We start from the raw sequence: 24,854 nt of genomic DNA on the forward strand, positions 1-24,854 counted from the left end.
CTTCGCTTGCCCGGGACGACAGCGGAGGTTGACGCGAGCCGGGTGCCCCGTGCCCGCTAGCATCCTGCAAAACCCCTGGCGGCTCCTGCTCGCGATCAACGCCGCAATCATCGCCGGCGTGTTCGTCCACAAGATCCAGCTGCCGCCTTACGTCCCCTACATCCATCTCCTCGTCGACTACCATTTCGGCTTCATCAAGCGCGCGCTGATCGGGGCGATCGTCGCGCTGTTCACCGACCAGGTGCCGGTCTGGCTGGTGTTCGCGCTCGGCGGGGCGACATGGCTGGTGACGCTTGGTCTCTATGCAAGACTGTTCCAGCGAACGTTCGGCTTCACCGCGAAGACGCTGCCGCTGTTCGTCTTCACCGCGGGCTCACCGTTCTTCCTGAAGAATTTCATGCACACGCTCGGCCATTTCGACATCTATGGCTGCGCGCTGGCGATCGTCCTCTTGCTGATGCCGGCGGGCTCGCTGCTGTTCGTGGCAACGGCGGCGCTGTTCTCGATCATTCTCGTCCTGATCCACCACATCCATCTCTTGATGTACGTGCCGACGATCATCACCATCGTGGTGATCAGGCACTACCTCGCTTACGGCAGCAATCGCGGCAACGTCGCTTTCGGTGTGATCGCCCTCGCCATCGTCTCCGCGCTGTTCTTCGCCGCGCAATTCCTGGGAACGATGCCGATCCCCGAAGCGGACTTCGTCGCATATCTGAAGACGCGGATGGCCGATCCGTCCCGCACCGACCTCTTGCAGTTCGCCTACATCTGGTATCAGCCGCTGGCGAAGGAAATTTCGGACACCTGGGGCCGCCTGCCGCACAACATCCTCGGCCTGCCCGTGTTCGCGCTGTTGATCTGGCTGCACACGCCGCTGTGGCGTTTCTTTGCGAGCCTGATCGGCGCGCTCGCCAGCGAAACGCACCGCCGGCTCGTCATCGCAGCACTGATCGGCGTCAGCCTCGCCTATCTCGTGATGTTCGCGATGGTGTTCGACTATTCGCGCTGGATCTCGAACTGGGCGGTCTGCATGGTCCTGATCCTGCATGCGGTGAAGATGCTGCCGGCAAAGCGGGAAGCTCCGATGATTCCGGCCGAGGATCGGAAGACAAATATCTTCGGCCTGGTCATCACCCTGATCCCGCGTGTCGGAATCGTCCGGCCGTTTTAGACGATGCGCTCCCTCTCCCGCTTGCGGGAGAGGGTTGGGGAGAGGGTGTCTCCGCGGGCGAGAACCCCCAAGAGGAGAGAGCCCTCACCCGCCGCGCTTCGCGCGACGACCTCTCCCGCAAGCGGGAGAGGTTGCACCGAGCTCGCCGTTGTCAGAACTCGCTAGCCTCTCGCCCGCCTGATCCGCACATACAGCGCGCCCTCGCCGCCATGGCCGATATGGGCGGTCTCGAAGCCGACGACGAAGGCGCGGAATTCCGGCAGGCTCAGCCATTCCGGCACCTGGCGGCGGAGCACGCCGCTTTCGCTGCCGCTGCGTCCCTTGCCGGTGATGACGAGCACGAAGGTCAGCCCGTCATGATGGGCGCGGTGCAGGAAGCCGGTCAGCGCGCGATGGGCGCGCATCTGGGTCATGCCGTGCAGATCGAGCCGCGCCTCGATCTCGCTGCGGCCGCGCGACAGTTTTGTGCGCTCGCGCTTGCCGAGCGGCGCCAGAGGCGGAACAGACGGTTTTGCGATACGCGGCGCCGGGGCTGCGGCAACCGGTCTTGCCGCCGGCGCAACCCGGGACACCTGGACCACGGGCGAAGGCCCGGCAGGCGGCGCAGCATGCGCCTTGGCCACGCGATGCTTCCTCAGCGGCTTGACCTGCTTTGCGACCGTATCCCACAGCGCGCGCTCTTCCTCGCTCAGCGCGCGGCGGCGCGGCGAGGGGCGAGGCTCCAGCACGGGCGGACGGGACGATCGCTTCATTGCTGCCGATGGGGACGATTCTTCAAAGGCCGCCGCGGCTCAGGGACAGGCTCGATCGCGGGACGCGGCACCGGTAGCGGCACAGGCCCGGCGATGGCAACCGTTTCGTTCTTGCCTTGCGCCGCGGCGGGCGCCGCAGCAGGCGTGCCCGTCTTGGCCGGATCGGTTTGCGGAAACAGTTTTGCGATTTTCTCCGAGGGACGCGGATCCGGTATCGGCAACCGCGCAGCGCGCGTCGCAGGATCGAGGCTCTTCGGGACCAGCATGACAAAATGCATGGGATGGCGCAGCCGCCCGGAGACGCGGCCGGCCTCCTGCCCGGCACCGAAATACAGATCCGCACGCGCGGGGCCGATGATGGCTGAGCCGGTGTCCTGCGCGATCATCAGCCGGTGAAACGGCGTCTTCGAACGTTCGGAGTCGATCGGCAGCTCGCCCTCGATGAAGAACGGCGTGCCGTAGACATGCAGCGACTTGTCGACCGCGATCGAGCGTCCCGCCGTCAGCGGAATGCCTTGCGCGCCCACCGCCTCGTCCTTGTCGGAGAGGTTGACCTCGCGGAAGAAGATGTACGCGCGGTTCTGGCGGCGCAGCTCCTTGGCGCCATCAGGATTTTGCGCCATCCACTCCCTGATCTTCTGCATCGACATCTCCTCTTTCGGAATGATGCCGCGCTCGATCAGGATGCGTCCCACCGCCGTGTAGGGGTAGCCGTTATAGGCGTCGTAATTGAGCCGGAGCGTCGTGCCGTCCTCGAACTTGATCCGCGCCGAGCCCTGGATCTGCGCGAACAACAGATCGGTCGGATCCTTCAGCCAGGCGACCTCGAGGCCGCGCCCGGCGATCTTGCCGTCCTCGATCTCGCCGCGGTCGTAATAGGGCACCAGCTTGCGGCGCCCGATCTTGCGGTAGACCGGGCCCTTGTTGGGCAGGCTGACGGAATCCTGCTTGTAGCCGCGCACGAACAGGTTCGAGGGCCGGCGATAGACCGGGACATTGAAGACGTCGGTCTGCGTCCGCGATCCCTCGAGCACCGGCTCGTAATAGCCGGTGACGAAACCATCGGGCTCCCCTAAGCGGGAGATGCGCAGCGGCGCGAAATTCTCCTCGAAGAATGTCTTCGCCTTGGCGTCGTCGGCAAGCTCGAGCAATTTGGCGACCCGGCAAGGCTCGCTCAGCGAGGCCCCCAGCGCTTTCGGCTCGGGCGCCCCGGTCTGCGCGTTGATCGACTTGCAGCTGGCGCGAAACGTCTTGTAGGCGGCGAGATGATCGTCGTCGCCCCAGCCCTTCACGTCGGCCCAGGCCAGCGGCAGATATTGCGCGCCTGAGATCTCGAACGGCAGCGGGAGCTGCGGATAGGGCAAGGCCCGCGGCGGAGCGGCGGCCAGTTGCGGGGCGTGGTGATGATGGCTGCGGTAGTGGCGCCGCGCCGCCTCGGCGCCGAGCGAAAACGATGACAGCACGACGACACCCGCGCAGAGCGCCGTCGCGCTGTTCTTCAGGAAGATCTTAATTCGCGCTTCCGGTGCCAACCAGCTTCCAGTTCGGATCGCGAGAGGTGGTGTCGCGGGCGAAAGTCCAGATATCGGTGATGTCGGCAACCGTGTCGGCGCTGCCATCGACGATGTTGCCGGCCTTGTCACGAGTCGCCGAGATCATCTGCGAGACGAAGCGGATCGTGAGCTGCGCGGTGCGGTCGCGCATCTCGGCGCCGACGAGCTCAGCCTTGTCGATCGAGACGAAGCGCGTCTCGGTCTTCTGCTCGTTCCTCTCGCGCTCCTTGATCGCGGCGTCGAAGCTTTCATAGACCTCCGACGACAACAGGTCGCGCAGCGCGCGGCGATCGCCATTGGCAAAGGCCAGCACGATCATCTCATAAGCGCCGCGAGCACCCGAGATGAAATGACGCGGATCGAAGGTGGAATCCTTCTCGACGATGGCATCGAGACCCTGCGCCAGTGCGGTGCCCGGTTCAGTCAGACCCTTCCAGCGGTCGCTGGGCGCGGTTGGCTCGGCCGTCGGCGCCAGCGGAGCCTGGTCGATCACCTTGCCCGGCATGGTCACGACGTTCTTGTCCTGGGCACCCCCCAGCGCATTACGGGCGGCAGTGTGATCGAACGGCGGCCGCTCGTTGCCCGTGCGCTGCCCCAGCACGCTGCGCAGCCTCAGAAAGATGAAGACCGCCAACGCCAGGAAGATGATGGTGTAGATGTCCACGTCGTATTCGCTTTCTGGTCTTTGCTCTGGGTCTTCGCTTCGGGGTCGTTGCCGGGAAAATCAATCCGGCCAGTAGACCGTTCCATACGGAAACGGCAAGTCTACATCACCATTTTAGGTCCGCGCGTCTGGTCCCTGGGATGTAGGCACGAAATCTTGCCCGGCCAATGGCGCCTTTTGGCACAGAGGCGAGTGTAGCGCGTTTTATCCTTAAGGGGAAACCCGATCCTGGGCGGAAATCGCGTATCTTCAATCGTTTAAGGCGCGATTTCGGCGAAAGGCCGCCCTGAACGTCATAGTTGCGGGCACGATCAGGATTCCCATCCGGGACCGTTCGTCCTTGTGGAACGAGGCGGCCCTATGTTAGCCAACCGCCGCGAATTTCAGCCCCAATCGGGTTAAGGAGACACTTCTATGACCAACGGTAACGGCACCCCTCCCGAGGCGGCTCAGGCTCCCCAGCTCAACGTGCTGGCGCAATATACCAAGGACCTGTCGTTCGAAAATCCGAACGCGCCAAGCTCGCTCCAGCAGCAGGGCCAGCCGCCCCAGATCAACATCCAGATCAATGTCGGCGCCAATAACCTCAGCGAACAGGAGTTCGAGGTGACGCTGACGGTCGAAGGCAAGGCCGAGACCGCGGGCAAGGTGATGTTCTCGTTCGAGCTCGCCTATGCCGGCGTGTTCCGGATCGTCAACGTGCCGAAGGAGAACCTGCACCCGCTGGTCATGATCGAGTGCCCGCGGCTCTTGTTCCCGTTCGCCCGCGAGATCATCGCAACCGCGGTGCGCGATGGCGGGTTCCCGCCGCTGATGCTGGACCCGGTTGATTTCGTCGGTCTCTATCGCCAGAACATGGAGCGGCAGATGGCCGCCCAGGGTGGCCAGACCGGCCAGGCCTAAGCGCAGGCTTAACCAGCCGGAGGGGCGACTGGAGCGGCGAGATACTCGTTCCAGATCGCCTTTTCGCCCATCGTTGCGATGAAGGCCCGATGGGCCTCCCGCTCGGCATCCGAAACCCGCGGCGCGAGCGGCACTGACCGCTGCCGCCGCGGTGCATCGCCGGCGGAATTGACGCGAATCTCTGCGCTCTCCGAAGCCAGCAGCAGCTGCGACTGCCGCGCCCCCACCAGATCGACATAGACTTCCGCAAGCAGTTCTGCGTCGAGCAGCGCGCCGTGCTTCGTGCGGTGTGAATTGTCGATCGAATAGCGCGAGCAGAGATCGTCGAGCCGGTTCGACACGCCGGGATGCTTGCGCCGCGCCAGCAGCAGCGTATCGACCAGCCGCTCGCGCGGGACCGCGGCACGCTTGATCCGGTCGAGCTCGGCATTGATGAAGCTGATGTCGAACGAGGCGTTGTGGATCACCAGCGGTGCATCGCCGATAAACTCCAGAAATGCATCGACGACCTCGTGGAACAGCGGTTTGGTCGAGAGGAATTCGGCCGACAGCCCGTGCACGGCAAAGGCTTCCGCCGGCATGTCCCGTTCGGGGTTGATATAGACGTGATAGGTCTGTCCCGTCGGCATGCGGTTGAAGATCTCGACGCAGCCGATTTCGACCAGGCGATCGCCGCGGAGCGGATCGAGGCCGGTGGTTTCGGTGTCGAGGACGATTTCGCGCATGATCGGGAGGCCGTGTGAGACGGCGAATCAGGCTCGCCGCTGTGGCATCTTAACGACCTCGGCCAGGATGTGCTTGATTTGGGCGCGCACCGGCTCAAGTCCGTGTGAGGTATCCACCACGAAATCGGCCCGCTTGCGCTTCTCGGCATCCGGCGTCTGCTTGGCGATGATGGCGTTGAGCTTCGCCTCGTCCATCGTGCCACGCGCCAACACCCGCTCGCGCTGGAGTTCCGGCGAAGTCGAGACGACGACGACCGCATCGACCCGCTTCTCGCCGCCGGTCTCGAACAGCAGCGGGATGTCCAGCACCACGACCGGCACCTTGGCGGCCTCGGCATCGGCGAAGAATTTTTGCCGGGAGGCGCCGAGCATCGGATGGACGATCTGCTCGAGCTGCTTGATCGCGGCGGGATCGTGCACCACGCGCGCCGACAGTTTTGTCCGGTCGACCTTGCCGTTCACAGTGGTGCCGGGGAAGGCGGCCTCGATCGCCGGCGCCGCTTCACCCTCGTAGAGCTGATGCACGGCGGCATCGGCGTCGTAGACGGGCACGCCGGCCTCCGCGAACAATTTCGCGGTGGTGGATTTGCCCATCCCGATCGAGCCGGTCAGTCCGAGGATCCGCATCAGCACCCAGCCTTCTCTCGCATCTACACCGCAATTAGCTGCTCGCTCCGCAGGAACGCAAGCAGCGGCAGCAGCGGCAGGCCGAGAATGGTGAAATGGTCGCCCTCGATGCGCTCGAACAGATGGATGCCGAGGCCCTCGAGCTGATAGGCACCGACGCTTCTGGTCACGGCATCGCCGGCGGCGTCGAGATAGGCCGAAAGCTCGGCTTCGCTCATTGGCCGCATGGTCATGCGCGCCACCGAGACATCCTCGAAAACAATCTTGCCGTCCCGCGCCACGGCCACGGCGGAATTCAGCTCGTGGCTGTTGCCTTCGAGATCGCGCAGTTGCGCCAGCGCCTGTGGGCGGCCGGCGGGCTTATTGAAGAGACGGCTGCCGAGCGCCAGCGTCTGGTCGGCGCCGATCACATAACTTCCCGGACGACCCGTAGAGACCGCCCTGGCCTTTTCGCGGGCCAGCAGCAGAGCGATCTCGCGCGGATCGCTGAGGTTGGAGCTGGCCTGGATACCGCGCTCGTCGATATCAGCCGTGACCGCCTCGAATTCGAACCCGGCATTGGCCAGCAGCATTTTTCGTGCGCTGCTTTGCGAGGCCAGGATCAGCGGAGATGTGCCGCGCCACAGAGCCATCGCGACAACTATTCCGAGGGCCGGTTGCGCTGACGATCGCTGTAGAGCTTCATGATCGCCGCGGCGGTTTCCTCGATCGAGCGCCGCGTCACGTCCAACAGCGGCCAATCATGCTTGGCGCTCAGCTTGCGCGCAAACGCGACCTCCTCGGTGACCGACTGCCTGTCGGTATAGGTGTCGCTGCCGGATTCGGCACCCATTGAGAGCAGGCGGTTCTGACGGATCTGGATCAGGCGTTCCGGCGTCGCATGCAGGCTCACCACCAGCGGCCGCGTCAGCGTCTCCAGCTGCGCCGGCACGGGAATGCCGGGCACCAGTGGCACGTTCGCGGTGCGGATGCCGCGATTGGCGAGATAGATCGATGTCGGCGTCTTCGAGGTGCGGGACACCCCGACCAGAACCACGTCGGCGTCGTCGAGACCTTCGACATGCTGACCGTCGTCATGGATCATCGTGTAGTTCAGTGCGTCGATGCGCTTGAAATATTCCGCATTGAGCACGTGCTGGGCGCCGACGCGACCCGTCGTCGCAGCTCCGAGATAAGCTTCGAACAGCTGCATCACCGGCCCGATGATCGACAGGCTCGGAACATTGATCTGCTTGCACTTGTCCTCGAGCCTGGCGACCAGATCCTTCTCGAGCAGCGTGAACAGCACGATCCCCGGCGCTTCCTCGATCTCGTCGAGCACCCGGTCGAGCTGCTTCTGGCTCCGCACCAGCGGATAGACATGCTCGACCGGCGTCACGTTCGCATATTGCGCGGCGACGGCGCGCGCGACGGTGATCAGCGTCTCGCCGGTGGAGTCGGAGACCAGGTGCAGATGGAAATAATTGTTCGAGGTCGGCACAAAAACTCTTTGGATGAGGGCGGGGTGGTTTGTGGATTTCTGTGGAGCTTAACCGCTCGGAAAGGGATGTGCGACACCAGGGACGGGACAAGTGCCAATTTTCTTCACACCGCTGCCGGTCAGAACAAGTCCGATGCCTCTCCAAGCGGGAAGCGGGATTGCGCGGATAACCCCCTTGATAAGCTGCCGACGAGCGCACGCAAGCCTTTGAGTCCGGACGGCTTATCGGAACCGGCCGGACCTGCGCAGAATATGTTGATGGATGTGAACAAGCGCGCGCGAAGCGGCGGACGGAATTGCGTGAGTCCAATCCACGGTCACTTAGACTCAAACCTTAAGAATCTAAGATTCTAGATTTGAGGAAGGCGCTACGGACGGATATGTGTGCAGGGTAAGACCTTAACGGGTTCTTACTATCCCCAGCTCCTTTCGCTGGGCATCAATCCGGGCCGCGAAAATGTTCGAAGACGTCTATCTCTGGATCAAGGCGCTGCATGTTATCGCGGTCATCTCCTGGATGGCGGGCATGCTCTATCTGCCGCGGCTGTTCGTTTATCACTGCGACGCCGAGATCGGCTCGAAGCAGTCGGAGACGTTCAAGGTCATGGAACGCCGGCTGTTCAAGGCGATCATCAACCCCGCCATGATCGTCACCTGGCTTGCCGGGCTTTTTCTCGCCTGGTCCGGCCACTGGTTCACGTTCGGCTGGCTGCACGTAAAACTGGCATTGGTCCTGGCGCTGTCGGCGGTCCACGGCTTTTTTTCGCGTTGGCTCAAGGATTTCGCCGCCGACCGGCGTCCGCGAAGCCAGAAATTCTATCGGATTATCAATGAGGTGCCGACCGTTTTGATGATTCTCATCGTCATCATGGTGATCGTGAAGCCGTTCTAGGCAAGCCACCCGCGGAATCGCTCAGCGCTTCGGCTTGCGGAGAAGGGAGCGATTTTCTATATTATCGATATCCCACCCAACGCAGGCGGATGTGGTTGTGTCTGAGCTTTCCAGAGGCCGGACACCGCATCAGGTTTGAAGCCTCACCGGCACTCTCCTTGCCAGACCTGCGGACCTTAATCTTCTCACGTCCGCATTTCAGAGCCTCCTCGCACCCCTTCCAAGGTTACCCCACAGGACCACCCCAATGCGGGAAATTAAACTCCAGGACCTCAAGTCGAAGACCCCGGCCGAGCTCGTCTCGTTCGCGGAAGAGAACGGGGTCGAGAACGCCAGCACCATGCGCAAGCAGGAGCTGCTGTTCGCCATCCTCAAGCAGCTTTCGCTGGCCGAGACCGACATCGTCGGTGAAGGCGTCGTCGAGGTGCTCTCCGACGGTTTCGGCTTCCTCCGCTCGCCCGATGCGAATTATCTGCCGGGCCCTGACGATATCTACGTTTCGCCCTCGCAGATCCGCCGTTTCGGCCTGCGCACCGGCGACACCATCGAAGGCCACATCCGCAGCCCGAAAGAGGGCGAGCGCTATTTTGCGCTGCTGAAGGTCAACACGCTCAATTTCGAGGACCCGGAAAAGGCCAAGCACAAGGTCAATTTCGACAATCTCACGCCGCTGTTTCCGAACCAGCGTTTCCGCATGGAAATCGACGATCCGACGCGGAAAGACCTGTCTGCACGCGTGATCGATATCGTCGCCCCGATCGGCAAGGGCCAGCGCGCGCTGATCGTGGCGCCGCCGCGCACGGGTAAGACCGTGCTGATGCAGAACATCGCGCACTCGATCACGCACAATCATCCCGAATGCTATCTGATCGTGCTGCTGATCGACGAGCGTCCGGAAGAAGTCACGGACATGCAGCGCTCGGTGAAGGGCGAGGTCGTGTCCTCGACCTTCGACGAGCCGGCGGTGCGTCACGTCCAGGTCGCCGAGATGGTGATCGAGAAGGCCAAGCGCCTGGTTGAGCATGGCCGCGACGTCGTGATCCTGCTCGATTCGATCACGCGCCTCGGCCGCGCCTACAACACGGTCGTGCCGTCATCCGGCAAGGTGCTGACCGGCGGTGTCGACGCCAACGCGCTGCAGCGTCCGAAGCGCTTCTTCGGTGCCGCCCGCAACATCGAGGAGGGCGGCTCGCTGACCATCATCGCGACCGCGCTGGTCGATACCGGCAGCCGCATGGACGAAGTCATCTTCGAAGAGTTCAAGGGCACCGGTAACTCGGAGCTGATCCTGGACCGCAAGGTCTCGGACAAGCGCACCTTCCCGGCGATCGACATCTCCCGCTCCGGCACCCGCAAGGAGGAGCTCATCACCGATCCGCAGGTGCTCAAGAAGATGTACGTGCTCCGCCGCATCCTCAATCCGATGGGCACCATGGACGCGATCGACTTCCTGCTCGACAAGCTGCGCTCGACCAAGAGCAATTCGGAGTTCTTCGACTCCATGAATACTTGAATGCACTGCAGCAAAGATCAGAGGGCGCCTTCGGGCGCCCTTTTGTTGCGGCTTTGCTGCAGCGAAGTGCAGCATTCAGGGGTGCCGCAGCGCTTATCGCTGTGTCCCATTAATTTGTTGATATATCAAAATAATACTTGAATTCGACTCGGCCGAACTTCTTCCGGAGAAGGCATTTTTGCAGCAAAAATGACGCGAGTATATTGCGGTGCAACAGGGGAATTGCTGCGGGATCTGGCGCAGCAAATCCCTGCCGCCGGCCGGGCTGAAAAACGGACGTTTGCCTTTTCACTGGCAGCCGCACAAATAGGCCATGCATCCGCGAGACCAGACCATTTTTGCGCTGTCATCCGGCCGGGCGCCCAGCGCCATTGCAGTGGTGCGCGTGTCGGGCGCGCAAGCCAGCCTGGTTCTGACGACCCTCGCAGGGAAGCTGCCGGCGCCGCGGCAGGCGAGCCGCCGGCTGCTCCGGGACGGCGCGGGCCAGCCGATCGACGACGCGGTCGTGCTCTGGTTTCCAGGACCGGCCAGCGCGACCGGCGAGGACATCGCCGAATTTCACGTCCATGGCGGCCGGGCGGTGCTGGCGGCGCTCCTCGCTGCTATTTCCGATATTCCGAATACGCGAGCGGCCGAGCCCGGTGAGTTTACCCGGCGCGCCTTCGAGAACGGCAAGCTCGACCTGACCGAGGCTGAGGGCCTCGACGATCTCATCCACGCCGACACCGACCGGCAGCGCCGCCAGGCGCTGCGCCAGCTGCAGGGCCTGCTCGGCGACCGCGCGCGCGACTGGCGCGAGCGCATCATCGAGGCGTCGGCGCTGATCGAGGCCGGCATCGATTTTTCCGACGAGGGCGACGTGCCGGCGGAGTTGCGGGCGCCGGCGGTGAAAGCGATCAAGGCGCTACACGACGAAATCACAAAAGTGCTTGCGGCACAGGGACATTCTGAACGTCTGCGCGACGGCCTCGTGGTTGCGATCGCGGGCGAGCCGAATGTCGGCAAGTCGACGCTGATGAATCAGCTCGCGCGGCGCGACGTCGCGATCGTCTCGCCGCATGCCGGCACCACGCGTGACGTGATCGAGGTGTCGCTCGATCTCGATGGCTATCCGGTCACGGTCATCGACACCGCCGGCATTCGCGAGACCGACGATCCGGTCGAGCAGGAAGGCGTGCGTCGTGCGCGTGCGCGTGCCGAGGACGCCGACCTGGTCTTGTGGCTGGCCGAGGGTGAGGGGCCGGTCGGTCCCGAGGCAATGCGATCGCTGGGGAAATCCGAAGACCATCGACCCGGCGGATCGGTCTGGATCGTGCGCAACAAGATCGACCTGGGCGGGACCGGAGGTGCCAAGCCGGCAGGCGAGTTCGGGATCTCGGCCAGCCGGGGCGACGGCATTCCCGAGCTGGTCGACGCCCTCGTCAAATTCGCCGCCAATTTCTTCGGGACGACCGAGGGTGCGTTGGTGACCCGGGCTCGCCAGCGCGATCTGTTGCGCCAGGCCTCGGACAGCTTGCGCCGGAGTCTGGACCTTGTAGAAGAGGGCGAAGAGCTCGCGGCCGAAGAGCTGCGCGCCGCCGCCTACGCCCTGGGCCGGCTCTTGGGCCGGGTGGACGTCGAGGACGTCCTCGGGGCCATTTTCCAGAAATTCTGCATCGGAAAGTAGCGCTAGTTCTTCATTGTAGAACTAGCACTTGTTCCATTGCTTGGGTTTCACGTGAAACGAGGACGGTTCTCGTAGCCCGGATGGAGCGCAGCGCAATCCGGGGCCGGTTGCCCGGCGGAGATACCTTCCCCGGATTTCGCTGCGCTCCATCCGGGCTACAGCCCTTTCGCTAACAGATGGGGTCGATTCTCTCTTTCTGTTTCACGTGAAACAACGGCCAGTTTCAGCGGTTCGTTTGCGGATCCGATGTCCCACCAGCGAGGATTAGGCCGGCGGCCGCACCCCAACCTCGTCATTGCGAGGAGCCCTTGCGACGAAGCAATCCAGACTGCCTCCGCGGAGGGGTTCTGGATTGCTTCGCTGCGCTCACAATGACGGAGTGCGACGCGACGGGTCTGACTCTGATCCGCCTCCTCCTCGTAACGCGATAATAGGGAATGGTGGGACGCTTTCGACTCCTTTCGCGGTGAGGAGGCCAACGATTGTTTCACGTGAAACACGAGACAGACGAGGGCGCCTTCTACTGTGCATGGGGTTGGTTCTCGCGAAAATGCCGTCGTCGCCCTCGGCCCGGTCCTGTTTCACGTGAAACACGGTCCCCACCCAGTTTCCACTTCCGGCTTTTTCCGCTCTGGGATAGAAGTCCGCCCATGCGAACAGAGCGAGAGAGTTTCGACGTCATCGTGATTGGCGGCGGCCACGCCGGCTGTGAAGCTGCGGCTGCCGCCGCCCGGATGGGTGCGACCACGGCTCTGGTGACGCACCGTTTCTCCACGGTCGGCGCGATGTCCTGCAATCCCGCCATCGGCGGTCTCGGCAAGGGTCATCTGGTCCGCGAGGTCGATGCGCTCGACGGTCTGATGGGCCGGGTCGGCGATGCCGGCGGCATCCAGTTTCGCGTGCTCAATCGCCGCAAGGGCCCAGCTGTGCGTGGTCCACGGGCCCAGGCGGACCGAAAACTCTATGCGGCGGCGATGCAGGCCGCGATCCGGGAGACCAACGGTCTTTCCGTGATCGAGGGCGAAGCCGACGAGCTGATCGTGGTCGAAGGACGCGTCACCGGACTGCGTCTGGCCGATGGCCGGGAGCTTCGGGCAGGGGCGGTTGTCGTCACTACCGGCACCTTTCTCCGTGGTCTGATCCATCTCGGTGAGAAGAATTGGCCCGCCGGCCGGGTCGGCGAGGCGCCTGCGATGGGTCTTTCGGCTTCCTTCGAGCGGGCCGGCTTCACCCTCGGACGGCTCAAGACCGGCACGCCGCCGCGTCTGGACGGCACCACAATCGACTGGGCGGCGGTCGAAATGCAGCCCGGAGACGAGCCGCCGGAGCCGTTCTCGGTCATGACCGAGCGGATCACGACCCCGCAGATCCAGTGTGGGATCACCCGGACCACGTCCGCAACCCACGAGGTGATCCGGGCCAATGTCCATCGCTCCCCGATGTACTCCGGCCAGATCAAGAGCTCCGGACCGCGCTATTGCCCCTCGATCGAGGACAAGATCGTCCGCTTCGGCGACCGCGACGGCCATCAGATCTTCCTGGAGCCGGAAGGTCTGGACGACAGCACCGTCTATCCCAACGGCATCTCGACCTCGCTGCCGGAGGAGGTCCAGCTCGCGATCCTCGCCAGCATTCCCGGCCTGGAGCGGGTGAAGATGGTCCGCCCCGGCTACGCCATCGAATACGACCACATCGATCCCAGGGAGCTCGATCCGACCCTGCAGACCAAGCGCCTGCGCGGTCTGTTTCTGGCCGGGCAGATCAATGGCACCACCGGATACGAGGAAGCCGCCGGGCAGGGCATCGTGGCCGGTCTGAACGCCGCGCTCTCCGCCAGCGGCGCCGCGCTGACGGTGTTCGACCGCGCAGACGGCTATCTCGGCGTGATGATCGACGACCTCGTGACCCGCGGGATCAGCGAGCCCTATCGGATGTTCACCTCGCGGGCCGAGTACCGGCTGACGCTGCGCGCCGACAATGCCGATCAGCGCCTGACCGAGAAGGGGATCGCGCTTGGCTGCGTCGGCAGTGCCCGGACCCGGCATCACTGCGCGAAGATGGACGCCCTGAACGCCGCCCGGACACTGTCGAAGTCGCTGACCATCACCCCGAACGAGGCGATCAAGCACGGACTGTCCCTGAACCGGGACGGCCAGCGCCGCTCGGCGTTCGAGCTGATGGCCTATCCCGAGATCGGCTGGAGCCAGGTCCGTGCGATCTGGCCGGAGCTATCCATGATCGATCCCGTCATCGCCACCCATCTGGAGATCGATGCCAAGTACGACGTCTATCTAGAGCGCCAGAGCGCCGACGTCGAAGCTTTCCGGCGTGACGAGGGGATGGTGCTGGCGGACGTCGATTACCAGTTGGTCCCGGGTCTCTCCAACGAGGTCCGCGCCAAGCTCGAGAAGGCGCGGCCGTTCACAGTCGGCCAAGCCGGCCGCATCGATGGCATGACGCCGGCGGCACTCGGCATTCTCGCGGCCTATCTCCGCCGCGAGGCACGGAAGACTTCCAAGGCAATCGCATAGGCGTTTCACGTGAAACAGCGCGGACCGGGCGGGGACAGACCGCTATCGCGACGACCCGGAGCGGGTGAGGGCGCGGATCGTCGATCCGAACCGGCGACGGCCAAACCGAGGATCGACAAGGCCAGCGCCAACGATCGGTCGCTCGATGCCATCATCGCCGCGGACAAGATCGCAGCGCTCAAGCTCGCGCCCGTTTCACATGAAACAGAGACGCGGCTCGACCGCTACATCGCGCTGCTGCGGGAGTGGCAGGCCAAGACCAATCTCGTCGCGCCGTCCACCCTGCCAAACCTCTGGACCCGGCACATCGCCGATTCGCTCCAGCTCGTCGATCTCGCGCCGACCGCAAAGCGCTGGGCCGACCTCGGCAGCGGCGGCGGCTTTCCCGGCGTCGTGCTCGCCTGCGCCATGGCGGAGACCCCGGGCGGCAGCGTCCACCTCGTCGAGCGAATCGCCAAGAAGGCGGCGTTCCTGCGCGAAGCTGTCCGCGTCACCTCATCTCCGGGAGTCGTACATCTCGCTGAGATCGGGGATAATGTGGATAGAATCACCGGCCCCGTCGATTGCGTCACCGCGCGTGCGCTGGCTCCGCTACATCAACTCATCGGCTTTGCGGAGCCGCTGATGCGCCAGGGCGCAAAGGCGCTATTTCCTAAGGGTCAAGATGTAGAGGCTGAATTGACCGAAGCCGCTAAATATTGGAATATTCAGCCTCAGCTCCACCAAAGCCGCACCGGTGATGGTTGGATCGTGGAGCTGAATGCCGCCGAACGGCGAGGGTGAGACGTTCAGGGGTGGAGTGGGGAAATTTCGATGAGCGTGATTGACGAGCCGCAGCAAGAACAGACCGCAGAGGTCCCGCACGGTCACCCGCGCATCCTCGCGCTGGCGAATCAAAAGGGCGGCGTGGGAAAAACAACCACAGCGATTAACCTCGGCACGGCGCTCGCTGCGATCGGCGAGCGCGTCTTGATCGTCGATCTCGATCCGCAGGGCAACGCTTCGACCGGCCTCGGCATCGATCGCCGCAACCGCTCCTGCTCGACCTACGACGTGCTGATCGGTGAAGCGCCTCTGCGCGAGGCGGTGGTCTCGACCGCGGTGCCGCGGCTGCACATCGCACCCTCGACCATGGATCTCTCCGGCCTCGAGCTCGAGCTCGGCACCACGCCCGGCCGCGCCTTCAAGCTGCGCGACGCGATCGGCGCGCTCAACAACAACGTCTCGCCGGATGCCGACTACACCTACGTGCTGATCGACTGCCCGCCCTCGCTCAACCTTCTCACGGTCAACGCGATGGCTGCGTCGGACGCGATCCTGGTGCCGCTGCAGTGCGAGTTCTTCGCGCTCGAAGGTCTGTCGCAATTGCTGCAGACGGTGGAGCAGGTGCGTTCGACGCTCAATCCGAACCTGTCGATCCACGGCATCGTGCTGACCATGTTCGACTCGCGCAACAACCTCTCCAACCAGGTCGTCGCCGACGTGCGCCAGTTCATGGGTGAGAAGGTCTACAAGACCATGATCCCGCGCAACGTGCGCATCTCGGAAGCGCCGTCCTACGGCAAGCCCGTGCTGGTCTACGATCTCAAATGCGTCGGCAGCGAAGCGTACCTGCGGCTCGCCACCGAAGTGATTCAGCGCGAGCGCGAGCTGCGCACGACGCATTAGCGGTGCCGTAGGGTGGGCAAAGGCGTCTTCGCCGTGCCCACCATCTCCCGCACATAAACAACTGGTGGGCACGCTTCGCTTTGCCCACCCTACGATTTGAAATTCAGTTCTGGAGTGCTGCACCGTGAATCCAAGGGAGCTGGCGATGGCCGACGAAGCGCGTTCGCGACTGGGCCGGGGTCTTGCAAGTCTGATCGGTGACGTCGGCGGCGAGGCTCAGCATGTCGATCGTCCGCGCGCGCAGCGCAAGGTGCCGATCGAATTCATCAAGGCCAATCCGCGCAATCCGCGCCGCACGTTTTCGGACACCGAGCTCAAGGAGCTCAGCGAGTCCATCAAGCAGCACGGCGTGATCCAGCCGATCGTGGTGCGTCCGGTGAAGGGCGCGCAGGACCGCTTTGAGATCATCGCCGGCGAGCGGCGCTGGCGTGCCTCGCAAATGGCCGGCCTGCACGAGGTGCCGATCGTCCCGGTCGACATCAGCGACAGCGATGCGCTGGAGTTCGCGATCGTCGAGAACGTGCAGCGCGAAGATCTCAACCCGATGGAAGAGGCGCAGGGCTATCATGCGCTCGCCAACGAGTTCAAACGCAGCCAGGACGACATCGCAAAGGTCGTGGGCAAGAGCCGCAGCCACGTTGCCAACATGATGCGGCTGACCAAGCTGCCGGCCGAGGTGCAGGCCTTCATCGCGACCGGTGAATTGACGGCGGGTCACGCCCGCGCGTTGATCGGCGTGCCCGATCCGCTCGCCGCCGCCAAGCGCATCGTCGAGGAAGGCCTCAACGTCCGCCAGGCCGAGGCGCTCGCGCATGAAGAGGGCGTACCGGAGCGCAAGCCGCAGAAGGCGCGCTCGACCGGGGGCAAGGAAAAGGATCCCGACACGATCGATCTCGAGAAGCGCGTCAGCGACGCGCTCGGCCTCAAGGTCACCGTCAATCACCGCGACCCCGGCGGCTCCGTGCAGATCAACTACCGCAACCTCGATCAGCTCGACGAGGTGATGAAGCGGCTCGCCAAGGGCGCGCTGTAGGTCGCACTGTCTCTCTATCACCGTCACCCTGAGGTGGCCGCTTCTTCAGCGGGCCTCGAAGGGCGACGGCCCGGCTGCATCTCGGCCGTTCATCCTTCGAGGCTCCCCGCGCGCCGCCTTGCGCCGCGCGGCTCGCACCTCAGGATGACGGATTTGGCGCTTCGCTGTCATTGTGGGCGCGCCTGTTTCCACATCGTCATTGCGAGCGCAGCGAAGCAATCCAAAATCTTCCCGCGGAGGGATGCTGGATTGCTTCGCTGCGCTCGCAATGACGAGTGGAGAGAGTTACGCCCGACGTGGAGAGAGTGGAAGTCTACCCCCGCCGCTTCGCATTCGCGGCGATCGCCATCAGCGTGCGCTGGGCGATGGCGGCGGCGAGCGTCGATTGCTTGCGGGTGTCGAGCGCGGCGGTCGCGAGCTGTTCGATGATGGCGGCGAGGCGCGCCACGCTGAAATTGCGCAGCGCGGTTTCGACCATCGGCTTTCGTGAAAAGTGTAAGCGCGGAAAGCCGCCGTCGAGCACGGCGGAGGCCGGCTGGCCGTCGGCGATCGCAAGTGCGGACTTGTGCAGCCATGCGGCCTGGCGCTGTGCGGCGGAGATGATCACGCCGGGATAAGTGCCGGCGATCATGGCTTTTGCAAATTCGGTCTCGACGATGTCGGGCCGGCCGGCGAAGGCGCCGTCCACGATCGGATCGAGCTTCAGCTCGGAGGCGTCGGCGACCACGGACATCACGTCGTCCAGCGTGATCTCGTCTTTGCCATGGGCGTAGAGCGTGAGCTTGCGCAGCTCGTTGCGCGAGGCCTGGCGGTCGCCGCCAAGGAAGGACATCAGCGCCGCGCGGGCATCCTGCGCGATGCGCAAATTCGCGATGCGGAGCTCGTCCTCCATCAGCTTGGCGAGGTCGCGCTCGGTGTCGGGATAGCAGCCGATCGCGACCGCCGTCCTGGCCTTCTCGCAGGCTTTTCGCAGCGGCGATTCCGGGCGCAGCTCGCCGGCCTCGATCACGATGCGGCAATCCTTCACGCTCATCTCGGCCAGCGTATCGATGCCGCCGGCAAAGCTGCGCGAGCCGGCGCGGATGCGGATGGCGCGCCGGCCGCCGAACAACGGCACGGTCATGGCTTCGTCGACGAGCCGCGACGGCTCGGCGGAGAGCTCGTCGCCGTCGAGCTTCACCAGCGAGAAAGGATCTTTGGGATCGTCGACCGCCGAGGCGATCAGCGCGTCGGCGCGTTCGCGCACGAGGCCGGCATCAGGGCCGTAGAGCAGGATGATCGGACGGCCCGCATCGGGGCGGGCGAGGAAGGCGTCGATTTCTTTTCCGCGCAGCGCGACCATTGGCCCAACTGTCATTCCGGGGCGCGCGAAGCGCGAACTACGGTGCGCAATTGCGCACCTGAGAATCTCGATCAACAATCTCTGGATTCCGGGTTCGCCCTGCGGGCGCCCCGGAATGACGGGAATGAACTACGTGCCCGCGGTGAAGAACGCGGCGAGCCGGGTATTGATGTTCTCCGCGATCTCGTTGGCGGCACGATCCTCGGCATCGCGAACGGCGCGATTGCGCGAGAAGCGCTGGTAGGACCCGGGCATGTCGTAGGACACGCGCGAGAACGTGGTGCCGGTCATGACCGACTTGCCGCTGGCGATCTCAATCAGATTGTACTGGCAGTCGATGCCGAAATTCTCGCTGCTCGGCAGACCCGTGTTGGGATCGACGATCAGGGAGGAGCGGCTGGAGTTGAAGCGGATGTCCAGGCGGTGCGTCGGCGGCATGCCCGTGGCGCTGCCGTAGAGCTTGAAGGCCAGGGCATTGCGGACCTCGACGCCGACACGGGCCTCGCGGGACGCGTTGGGCTTGCTGATGGGCGGCAGCTCGACCCCCATCAGCTTCTCGCGCAGGCCGGGGGTGCCGTCGCCGCGGTCGGCATACATCGGCTGGAAGCAGCCAGCCGTCAGCGCCGCCAGTGCGGCGACTGCCAGCAGGCGGGCTGCGATGCGGATCCTAGCCGACAACATTCACGATCCTCTTGGGGACGATGATCACCTTGCGGACGGGCTTGCCGTCCAGGGCCAGCTTTACCGCATCGAGGGCCAAAACGGCAGCCTCGATTTCCGGATTCTGAGCCGCTGTTGCAACTGTGACCTCACCCCGCTTCTTGCCGTTGACCTGGACCACCAGGGTCACGCTGTCTTCAACCAGCAAATCGCGTTCGATTTGGGGCCAATTGGCCTCCGAAACCAGCCCCTTCTGGCCCAGAGCCTGCCAGCATTCCTCGGCCAGATGCGGCATCATCGGAGAGAACAGCTGGACCAGGATCTGGCCGGCCTCGCGGATCGCCCAGGCTAGGTCGTCCGCCGGCCGGCCGGGACGCTGGAGCACCTCCGAGAACGCATTGGTGAATTCGCGGATATGGGCGAGGCAGACGTTGAAGTGCAGCCGCTCGATCCCGGTGGTGACCTTGTCCAGCGTGCCATGGGCGGCCTTGCGCAGGGCGGTCGCATCCGGGCCGAACGAGGCCGGCCGCGCCGCCGGCGCGGCCTTGCCGAACTCCACGGAGTCGTTCACCAGCCGCCACAGCCGCTGCACGAAGCGCGAGGCGCCCTGGACGCGCTCCTCGCTCCAGATCACGTCGCGGTCGGGCGGAGAGTCCGACAGCATGAACCAGCGGGCGACGTCGGCGCCGTAGGTCTCGATGATGTCGTCGGGGTCGACCGTGTTCTTCTTCGACTTCGACATCTTCTCGATCGGGCCGATCTGGATGTCTTCGCCTGACGACAGCAGCGTCGCGCGGCGGCCGTTGCCGCCGACTTCGATCTTCACCTCGGCCGGCTGCACATAGGTGCCGTCGGCCTTCTGGTAGGTCTCGTGCACCACCATGCCCTGTGTGAACAGGCCGGCGAACGGCTCGTCCAGCGCCACGTGCCCGGTCGCCTTCATCGCGCGGGTGAAGAAGCGGCTGTAGAGCAGATGCAGGATCGCGTGCTCGACGCCGCCGATATACTGGTCGACCGGCAGCATCCGGTTGGCCACGGCAGGCGTCGTCGGCGAAGTCTCGTTCCAGGGATCGGTGAAGCGCGCGAAGTACCAGGACGAATCCACGAAGGTGTCCATGGTGTCGGTTTCGCGGCTAGCGCTGCCGCCGCATTTCGGGCAGGTGACGTGCTTCCACGTCGGGTGATGGTCGAGCGCGTTGCCCGGCTTGTCGAAGCTCACATCCTCCGGCAGCACCACCGGCAGGTCCGCATCCGGCACCGGCACGACATCGCATTTCGGGCAATGGATCACCGGGATCGGGCAGCCCCAATAGCGCTGGCGCGAAATGCCCCAGTCGCGCAGGCGGAAATTGACCTGGCGCTCGGCGACCGGCGCATTGCCGCGCAGCTCGCTCTCGAGACGCTTCGCCACCTCTTCCTTGGCCTGATCGATGGTCATGCCGTCGAGGAAGCGCGAATTGATCATGCGGCCGTCACCGTCATAGGCGGTGTCGGTGATGACGAACGATTTCGGATCCTGGCCCTCGGGACAAACGACCGGCGTATTGCCGAGGCCGTATTTGTTGACGAAGTCGAGGTCGCGCTGGTCGTGCGCGGGGCAGCCGAAGATCGCGCCGGTGCCGTATTCCATCAGCACGAAGTTGGCGACATAGACCGGCAGCTTCCAGCTCGGGTCGAAAGGATGCACCGCGCGGATGCCGGTGTCGAAACCCTGCTTCTCCGCGGTGTCGATGAGCGACTGCGCCGTGCCGATCTTCTTGATGTCGGCGATGAACTCCGCAAGCTCAGGGTTCTTCGCGGCGGCGGCCTGTGCCAGCGGATGATCCGCCGAGATCGCCATGAACTTCGCGCCGAACAGCGTGTCCGGGCGCGTCGTGAAGATCTTCAGTTCGCTTTCGCCGGCGGGCGTCGTCGCCGCATCCAGCGCGAAGCGGATCAGGAGGCCCTCCGAGCGGCCGATCCAGTTGCGCTGCATCAGCCGCACCTTGTCGGGCCAGCGGTCCAGCCCATCCAGCGCCGACAGCAGCTCCTGCGAGTACTTCGTGATCTTGAAGACCCACTGGCTCATCTCGCGCTGCTCGACGATCGCACCGGAGCGCCAGCCGCGGCCGTCGATCACCTGCTCGTTGGCGAGCACGGTCATGTCGACCGGATCCCAGTTCAGCTTCCGCTTCTCGCGCTCGGCGAGGCCGGCGGCGAGCATGTCCAGGAACATCTTCTGCTGATGCTTGTAGTAGCTGGGATCGCAGGTCGCGAATTCGCGGCTCCAGTCCAGCGACAGCCCGATCGAGCGGAGCTGCTTCTTCATCGCGGCGATGTTGTCGTAGGTCCAGGCCTTGGGCGCGACCTTGCGCTCGATGGCGGCGTTCTCGGCCGGCAGGCCGAAGGCGTCCCAGCCCATCGGGTGCAGCACGTTGAGCCCTTTGGCGCGCATGAAGCGGGCCAGCACGTCGCCCAGCGTATAATTCCGGACATGGCCGATATGGATGCGCCCGGACGGGTAGGGGAACATCTCGAGCACATAGTATTTCGGCCGCGGATCGTCGTTCTTCGAGACGAAGATCGCCTGCTGGTCCCAGGCAGCCTGCCAGCGCGGTTCGGAATCGCGGGCGTTATAGCGTTCGGAGGTCATGGAATCGTTGGTTTTTCTTGGGTTCGGCCGTCTAAAGACGGCGGACTAGGCCATAGAAGCCCTCGGGGGGTCAATGGGTTGCCTCACCCCGGAACCTGGGGCGCTGCTCCGCATAACTACCGAGGCTGCCGTTGGGGTGTGATTAAGAGGTCGATGCGAGGTTGCGGCTGGCCAGGGACCCCAAAATACGCGCAATGGACGCCAGCTTCGACGATCCCGACTACGATTATGCCGCGTCCATCGCCGGGCGGGCGATGCGGAGCATGGCCGAGCAGCGGATCGCGCCGACCTCGACCAATTTTGCGGTCTGGTACCAGTATTTCGCAGGCAGCCACGACGATTTGCGCAACGCCATCGATCTCCTGATCGACCACAATCGTCCGTTCGACGCCCGGACCAATCAGAACCTGTTCGAGACCTATGTCGCGCCACAGCTGAGTGCGGCCGTCGTCGACACGTCCGAGCGGCTGAACGCCCTGATGGGAGCGGCGAAGGAGTTTCTGGCGACCGCGATCGCCGACAACCATTCGCAGATGCAGGCGATCAGCGAGGTCGCCGACCAGGGCCAGTCCGGCCTCGATCCGAAGGCGCTGGTTGCCCAGCTCATGAATGAGCTCGCCCGCGCGGCCACGCGGGCGACGCGCCTGGAAGCGGGCTTCGTCGAAAAGGCCCGCGAGCTCGACGTGATCCGCGCCTCGCTCTCCAAGTCCGAGGAGCGCGCGCGGACCGAGACGCTGACGGGCCTTGCCAACCGGCGGGCGCTGGACGAATTCCTGCGCAAGGCGCAAGTCACGGCGGACTGGGGCGAGCCGCTCAGCGTGCTCTTGCTCGACATCGATCACTTCAAGACCTTCAACGACGATTTCGGCCATGGCGTTGGCGACCAGGTGCTGCGGCTGATGGCCAGGGTGCTGCGCGAGAAGGTGCGCGCGCAGGATCTGCCGGCCCGCTACGGCGGCGAGGAGCTGATCGCTGTGCTGCCGGACGCCGATCTTGCCACCTGCGCCGGGATCGCCGAGCACATCAGGCGCGCGATCGCCGAATGCACCATCACCCGTCGCTCGACCGGCGAGACCTTGCCCTCTATCAGCGTCTCGATTGGTGTGGCGCAGTATCGTTCCGGTGAAGCCATCGCCGATCTCATCGAGCGCTGCGATCGCGCGCTCTACCTCGCCAAGGGCGGCGGCCGCAATCGCGTGGTAACGGAGATCGAGCTCGATCGCGCGGGGGCTGCAGGCTAGCGTTTTCGAGCGAAGTGGGCACCGGTTCGCGTAAAGAAAACGCGTCAAAACAAGAATCTAGGCGCTCGCCGCCATCATCATGTCGGCCGCGCCGGTCTCGATCACCTGGATGCCATGCTCCATGACGTTGTTGCGGCCGCGATGCTTGGCGGCGTAGAGCGCGGCGTCGGCGGCTTCGATGAGATCGCCGGGGCGCAAGGCCTCGTTGGGCCTCGTCGCGGCAACGCCGATCGAGACCGTGACGATCATATGGGCGGAGGTGATGTGCGGCAGGCACAGCTTCAGCACGGCCGCACGCACCTGCTCGCCGATCTCGACGGCGCGGTTCACGTCGGTGTTCGGCAACAGCAGGCAGAATTCCTCGCCGCCATAGCGCGCGGCAAAGCCCATCGTGTCGGCGGCGATACCGGAGAGCGACTCGCCGAGCCGCGTCAGGCAGGAATCGCCTTCGAGATGGCCGTAGGTGTCGTTGAACAGCTTGAAATGGTCGACGTCGATCATCAGCAGCGCGAGATCGCTGCCATATTGCTGCGCGCGCATCCATTCGAAATCGAGCCGGCTCTGGAAGCCGCGGCGGTTGGCGAGGCCCGACAGCATGTCGATCGAGGCCATCACGGTCAACCGGTCGTTGCTCGCGATCAGCTCGCGCTCGCGCTGACTGAGTTGCGCGGCCATCGCGTTGAACGCGCGGGCCAGCGGCACGAACTCGGCCGGCAGGCGGTTGCGCGCCGCGCGCGCCGAGAGATCGCCCTCGCCGAGACGCTTGGCCATGTCGGCGAGCATCTCGATCGGCTTGATCACGAGCTTCTCGGCGGCGATGAGTGCACCGAGCAGGACGAAGACGACGACGAAAGCGAGCTGGAGATAGGCGGTGCGGATGTCGCGGTTCACCGCCGCGGACACCTTGTCCTCGTCGATGCTGGCGATCAGGCGGGCATTGGTGCCGGCGATGCGGATGTAGCTGACCGCGCGGCGGGAGCCGTCGGCGGCGAGGAAGGACAGCGAGCCTTCGTCCTGGTCCGACCGCAGCGCCCTGTCGGCGATCGCGGACATCAGCGGCATGTTGTCGAGGGGACGGCCGACCGTACTGTGCTGGTCGGCGGGGGCGGCCAGTACGGTTCCGGCGCTGTCGACCAGCACGGCGGTGATGCCGGCGCGGCCGCCGAGATTGTTCATGACCTTCGACATCCAGTCGAGGTTGACGGTGGCCAGCACGACGGCATCGGCGACGCCGCTGAACGCCGACACCGGATAGACGGCCATGACGGTCGGGGACGGCACCGGCCGCGACAGGATGAAATCGCTCAGCACGAAACGGCCGGTTTCCTGCGCCTGCTGGAAGTACGGCCGGTCACTGAGATCGAGGCCGACATACATGTTGTTGGTGGCGCACTGGATGCGTCCGTCCTGGCCGGCGATCAGCAATGTGCGGATCCAGGGAAGGTTCGAGGGCAGGCTCGCGCGCAGCACGTCGCAGCTCTTGCTGATGCCGCCGGCGGAGGCACGGATGAAGGCTTCCGATTTCAGGATGGTCTCGACCGACGAGATCACCTCGCGCTGCGCATCGGCGCTGTGCCGTGCGACGGTGGTGAATTCGGCCGCAGCCTGCGCGATCTGCCGCGTGCGCGCATCCTCGAGCGAACGAATGCGCTCGAGCATCAAGGGCGCAACCAGAATGACGGCAAGCAACGCAAGCCGGGCCCGGATTCCGAGAACCTGCTTGAGTTTCGCTCGTTTGCGGTTGAAACTGACGTTTGCCATCTTCGCTGCCCACCCCGCGGGCTAAGGTAAAGCGAAG

Annotated in this window: 21 protein-coding genes; 10 read left to right on the forward strand and 11 right to left on the reverse strand. The window is 64.4% G+C overall.

The window, feature by feature from the left end:
• Positions 1–49 precede the first annotated feature (49 nt).
• Positions 50–1,174, forward strand: a complete 1,125-nt coding sequence (locus N2603_RS00965) for a hypothetical protein (RefSeq protein ID WP_260387360.1) — start codon at positions 50–52, stop codon at positions 1,172–1,174.
• Between the two features lie 161 nt (positions 1,175–1,335).
• Here the strand turns inward: N2603_RS00965 and N2603_RS00970 are convergent, their stop codons facing one another.
• The 3 genes from N2603_RS00970 to N2603_RS00980 are packed head-to-tail and all read right to left on the reverse strand — an operon-like array spanning position 1,336 to position 4,143.
• A complete protein-coding gene (locus N2603_RS00970) occupies positions 1,336–1,926 on the reverse strand; it encodes a Smr/MutS family protein (RefSeq protein ID WP_260387361.1) in 591 nt (196 codons plus the stop codon).
• Positions 1,923–3,458, reverse strand: coding sequence for a murein transglycosylase A (mltA, locus tag N2603_RS00975; RefSeq protein ID WP_260387362.1), 1,536 nt, complete (start codon positions 3,456–3,458; stop codon positions 1,923–1,925). The genes N2603_RS00970 and mltA overlap by 4 nt, the downstream gene beginning before the upstream one ends.
• Positions 3,436–4,143, reverse strand: a complete 708-nt coding sequence (locus N2603_RS00980; protein WP_018646031.1) for a Tim44/TimA family putative adaptor protein — start codon at positions 4,141–4,143, stop codon at positions 3,436–3,438. Before N2603_RS00980 ends, mltA begins: the two co-directional genes overlap by 23 nt.
• A gap of 414 nt (positions 4,144–4,557) precedes the next feature.
• On the opposite strand from N2603_RS00980, the gene secB reads away from it, so the two are divergent.
• Entirely contained in the window at positions 4,558–5,046 is a 489-nt protein-coding gene (secB, locus tag N2603_RS00985) for a protein-export chaperone SecB (protein WP_018646030.1), read from the forward strand.
• Positions 5,047–5,054: 8 nt separating this feature from the next.
• On the opposite strand, the gene dnaQ is transcribed toward secB, so the two are convergent.
• Genes dnaQ through N2603_RS01005 form a run of 4 tightly spaced genes read right to left on the reverse strand, consistent with a single transcriptional unit; the run spans position 5,055 to position 7,878 of the window.
• Positions 5,055–5,771, reverse strand: coding sequence for a DNA polymerase III subunit epsilon (gene dnaQ / locus N2603_RS00990; RefSeq protein WP_018646029.1), 717 nt, complete (start codon positions 5,769–5,771; stop codon positions 5,055–5,057).
• A 27-nt stretch (positions 5,772–5,798) separates the two neighbouring features.
• Positions 5,799–6,398: a dephospho-CoA kinase gene (gene coaE, locus N2603_RS00995; protein WP_260424426.1), complete on the reverse strand. Its 600-nt coding sequence runs from the start codon at positions 6,396–6,398 to the stop codon at positions 5,799–5,801.
• 23 nt (positions 6,399–6,421) lie between these two features.
• Positions 6,422–7,030: a Maf family nucleotide pyrophosphatase gene (locus N2603_RS01000; RefSeq protein ID WP_260387363.1), complete on the reverse strand. Its 609-nt coding sequence runs from the start codon at positions 7,028–7,030 to the stop codon at positions 6,422–6,424.
• A gap of 8 nt (positions 7,031–7,038) precedes the next feature.
• Positions 7,039–7,878, reverse strand: a complete 840-nt coding sequence (locus N2603_RS01005) for a pyruvate, water dikinase regulatory protein (protein ID WP_018646025.1) — start codon at positions 7,876–7,878, stop codon at positions 7,039–7,041.
• A gap of 457 nt (positions 7,879–8,335) precedes the next feature.
• Between N2603_RS01005 and hemJ the strand changes: the two genes are divergently transcribed.
• The 7 genes from hemJ to N2603_RS01040 all read left to right on the forward strand — a co-directional run bounded on the left by hemJ (position 8,336) and on the right by N2603_RS01040 (position 17,181).
• Positions 8,336–8,770 (forward strand): protoporphyrinogen oxidase HemJ, encoded by a 435-nt coding sequence (gene hemJ / locus N2603_RS01010; protein ID WP_211405135.1) that lies wholly within the window; start codon positions 8,336–8,338, stop codon positions 8,768–8,770.
• A 247-nt stretch (positions 8,771–9,017) separates the two neighbouring features.
• A complete protein-coding gene (gene rho, locus N2603_RS01015; RefSeq protein ID WP_011083462.1) occupies positions 9,018–10,283 on the forward strand; it encodes a transcription termination factor Rho in 1,266 nt (421 codons plus the stop codon).
• Positions 10,284–10,596: 313 nt separating this feature from the next.
• Positions 10,597–11,949 carry a tRNA uridine-5-carboxymethylaminomethyl(34) synthesis GTPase MnmE gene (gene mnmE / locus N2603_RS01020; protein ID WP_260387364.1) on the forward strand — a complete coding sequence of 451 codons (1,353 nt, stop codon included), beginning with the start codon at positions 10,597–10,599 and terminating at the stop codon, positions 11,947–11,949.
• Positions 11,950–12,599: 650 nt separating this feature from the next.
• The gene (mnmG, locus tag N2603_RS01025; protein WP_260387365.1) at positions 12,600–14,480 is read left to right on the forward strand and encodes a tRNA uridine-5-carboxymethylaminomethyl(34) synthesis enzyme MnmG; all 1,881 of its coding nucleotides are present in this window, start codon (positions 12,600–12,602) and stop codon (positions 14,478–14,480) included.
• A 9-nt stretch (positions 14,481–14,489) separates the two neighbouring features.
• A complete protein-coding gene (gene rsmG, locus N2603_RS01030) occupies positions 14,490–15,263 on the forward strand; it encodes a 16S rRNA (guanine(527)-N(7))-methyltransferase RsmG (protein ID WP_425248970.1) in 774 nt (257 codons plus the stop codon).
• A gap of 30 nt (positions 15,264–15,293) precedes the next feature.
• Entirely contained in the window at positions 15,294–16,148 is an 855-nt protein-coding gene (locus N2603_RS01035; protein ID WP_018646020.1) for a ParA family protein, read from the forward strand.
• A gap of 145 nt (positions 16,149–16,293) precedes the next feature.
• Entirely contained in the window at positions 16,294–17,181 is an 888-nt protein-coding gene (locus N2603_RS01040; RefSeq protein ID WP_026312464.1) for a ParB/RepB/Spo0J family partition protein, read from the forward strand.
• A gap of 313 nt (positions 17,182–17,494) precedes the next feature.
• Here the strand turns inward: N2603_RS01040 and holA are convergent, their stop codons facing one another.
• The 3 genes from holA to leuS all read right to left on the reverse strand — a co-directional run bounded on the left by holA (position 17,495) and on the right by leuS (position 21,815).
• Positions 17,495–18,523 (reverse strand): DNA polymerase III subunit delta, encoded by a 1,029-nt coding sequence (gene holA, locus N2603_RS01045; RefSeq protein ID WP_260424428.1) that lies wholly within the window; start codon positions 18,521–18,523, stop codon positions 17,495–17,497.
• Positions 18,524–18,652: 129 nt separating this feature from the next.
• Entirely contained in the window at positions 18,653–19,204 is a 552-nt protein-coding gene (gene lptE / locus N2603_RS01050) for an LPS assembly lipoprotein LptE (RefSeq protein ID WP_260387366.1), read from the reverse strand.
• Positions 19,191–21,815, reverse strand: a complete 2,625-nt coding sequence (gene leuS, locus N2603_RS01055; protein WP_260387367.1) for a leucine--tRNA ligase — start codon at positions 21,813–21,815, stop codon at positions 19,191–19,193. The genes lptE and leuS overlap by 14 nt, the downstream gene beginning before the upstream one ends.
• 194 nt (positions 21,816–22,009) lie before the next feature.
• Between leuS and N2603_RS01060 the strand changes: the two genes are divergently transcribed.
• Positions 22,010–23,056: a GGDEF domain-containing protein gene (locus N2603_RS01060; protein ID WP_260387368.1), complete on the forward strand. Its 1,047-nt coding sequence runs from the start codon at positions 22,010–22,012 to the stop codon at positions 23,054–23,056.
• 57 nt (positions 23,057–23,113) lie between these two features.
• Here N2603_RS01060 and N2603_RS01065 read toward each other — a convergent pair whose 3' ends face one another.
• Positions 23,114–24,817, reverse strand: coding sequence for a diguanylate cyclase domain-containing protein (locus N2603_RS01065; RefSeq protein WP_018646013.1), 1,704 nt, complete (start codon positions 24,815–24,817; stop codon positions 23,114–23,116).
• Positions 24,818–24,854: the final 37 nt, after the last annotated feature.

Origin of the sequence: Bradyrhizobium huanghuaihaiense (assembly GCF_025200885.1) — a bacterium.
GTDB classification, from domain to species: domain Bacteria; phylum Pseudomonadota; class Alphaproteobacteria; order Rhizobiales; family Xanthobacteraceae; genus Bradyrhizobium; species Bradyrhizobium huanghuaihaiense.

Bases quoted from the DNA above. Each gene is read 5' to 3' on its own strand.
- secB (WP_018646030.1), top strand. From the start codon at position 4,558: ATGACCAACGGTAACGGCACCCCTCCCGAGGCGGCTCAGGCTCCCCAG.
- hemJ (WP_211405135.1), top strand. From the start codon at position 8,336: ATGTTCGAAGACGTCTATCTCTGGATCAAGGCGCTGCATGTTATCGCG.
- N2603_RS01065 (WP_018646013.1), bottom strand. From the start codon at position 24,817: ATGGCAAACGTCAGTTTCAACCGCAAACGAGCGAAACTCAAGCAGGTT.
- coaE (WP_260424426.1), bottom strand. From the start codon at position 6,398: ATGCGGATCCTCGGACTGACCGGCTCGATCGGGATGGGCAAATCCACC.
- N2603_RS01000 (WP_260387363.1), bottom strand. From the start codon at position 7,030: ATGGCTCTGTGGCGCGGCACATCTCCGCTGATCCTGGCCTCGCAAAGC.
- N2603_RS01040 (WP_026312464.1), top strand. From the start codon at position 16,294: ATGGCCGACGAAGCGCGTTCGCGACTGGGCCGGGGTCTTGCAAGTCTG.
- N2603_RS00970 (WP_260387361.1), bottom strand. From the start codon at position 1,926: ATGAAGCGATCGTCCCGTCCGCCCGTGCTGGAGCCTCGCCCCTCGCCG.
- N2603_RS01060 (WP_260387368.1), top strand. From the start codon at position 22,010: ATGGACGCCAGCTTCGACGATCCCGACTACGATTATGCCGCGTCCATC.
- mnmE (WP_260387364.1), top strand. From the start codon at position 10,597: ATGCATCCGCGAGACCAGACCATTTTTGCGCTGTCATCCGGCCGGGCG.
- rho (WP_011083462.1), top strand. From the start codon at position 9,018: ATGCGGGAAATTAAACTCCAGGACCTCAAGTCGAAGACCCCGGCCGAG.
- dnaQ (WP_018646029.1), bottom strand. From the start codon at position 5,771: ATGCGCGAAATCGTCCTCGACACCGAAACCACCGGCCTCGATCCGCTC.
- leuS (WP_260387367.1), bottom strand. From the start codon at position 21,815: ATGACCTCCGAACGCTATAACGCCCGCGATTCCGAACCGCGCTGGCAG.
- mnmG (WP_260387365.1), top strand. From the start codon at position 12,600: ATGCGAACAGAGCGAGAGAGTTTCGACGTCATCGTGATTGGCGGCGGC.
- N2603_RS01035 (WP_018646020.1), top strand. From the start codon at position 15,294: ATGAGCGTGATTGACGAGCCGCAGCAAGAACAGACCGCAGAGGTCCCG.
- lptE (WP_260387366.1), bottom strand. From the start codon at position 19,204: ATGTTGTCGGCTAGGATCCGCATCGCAGCCCGCCTGCTGGCAGTCGCC.
- holA (WP_260424428.1), bottom strand. From the start codon at position 18,523: ATGGTCGCGCTGCGCGGAAAAGAAATCGACGCCTTCCTCGCCCGCCCC.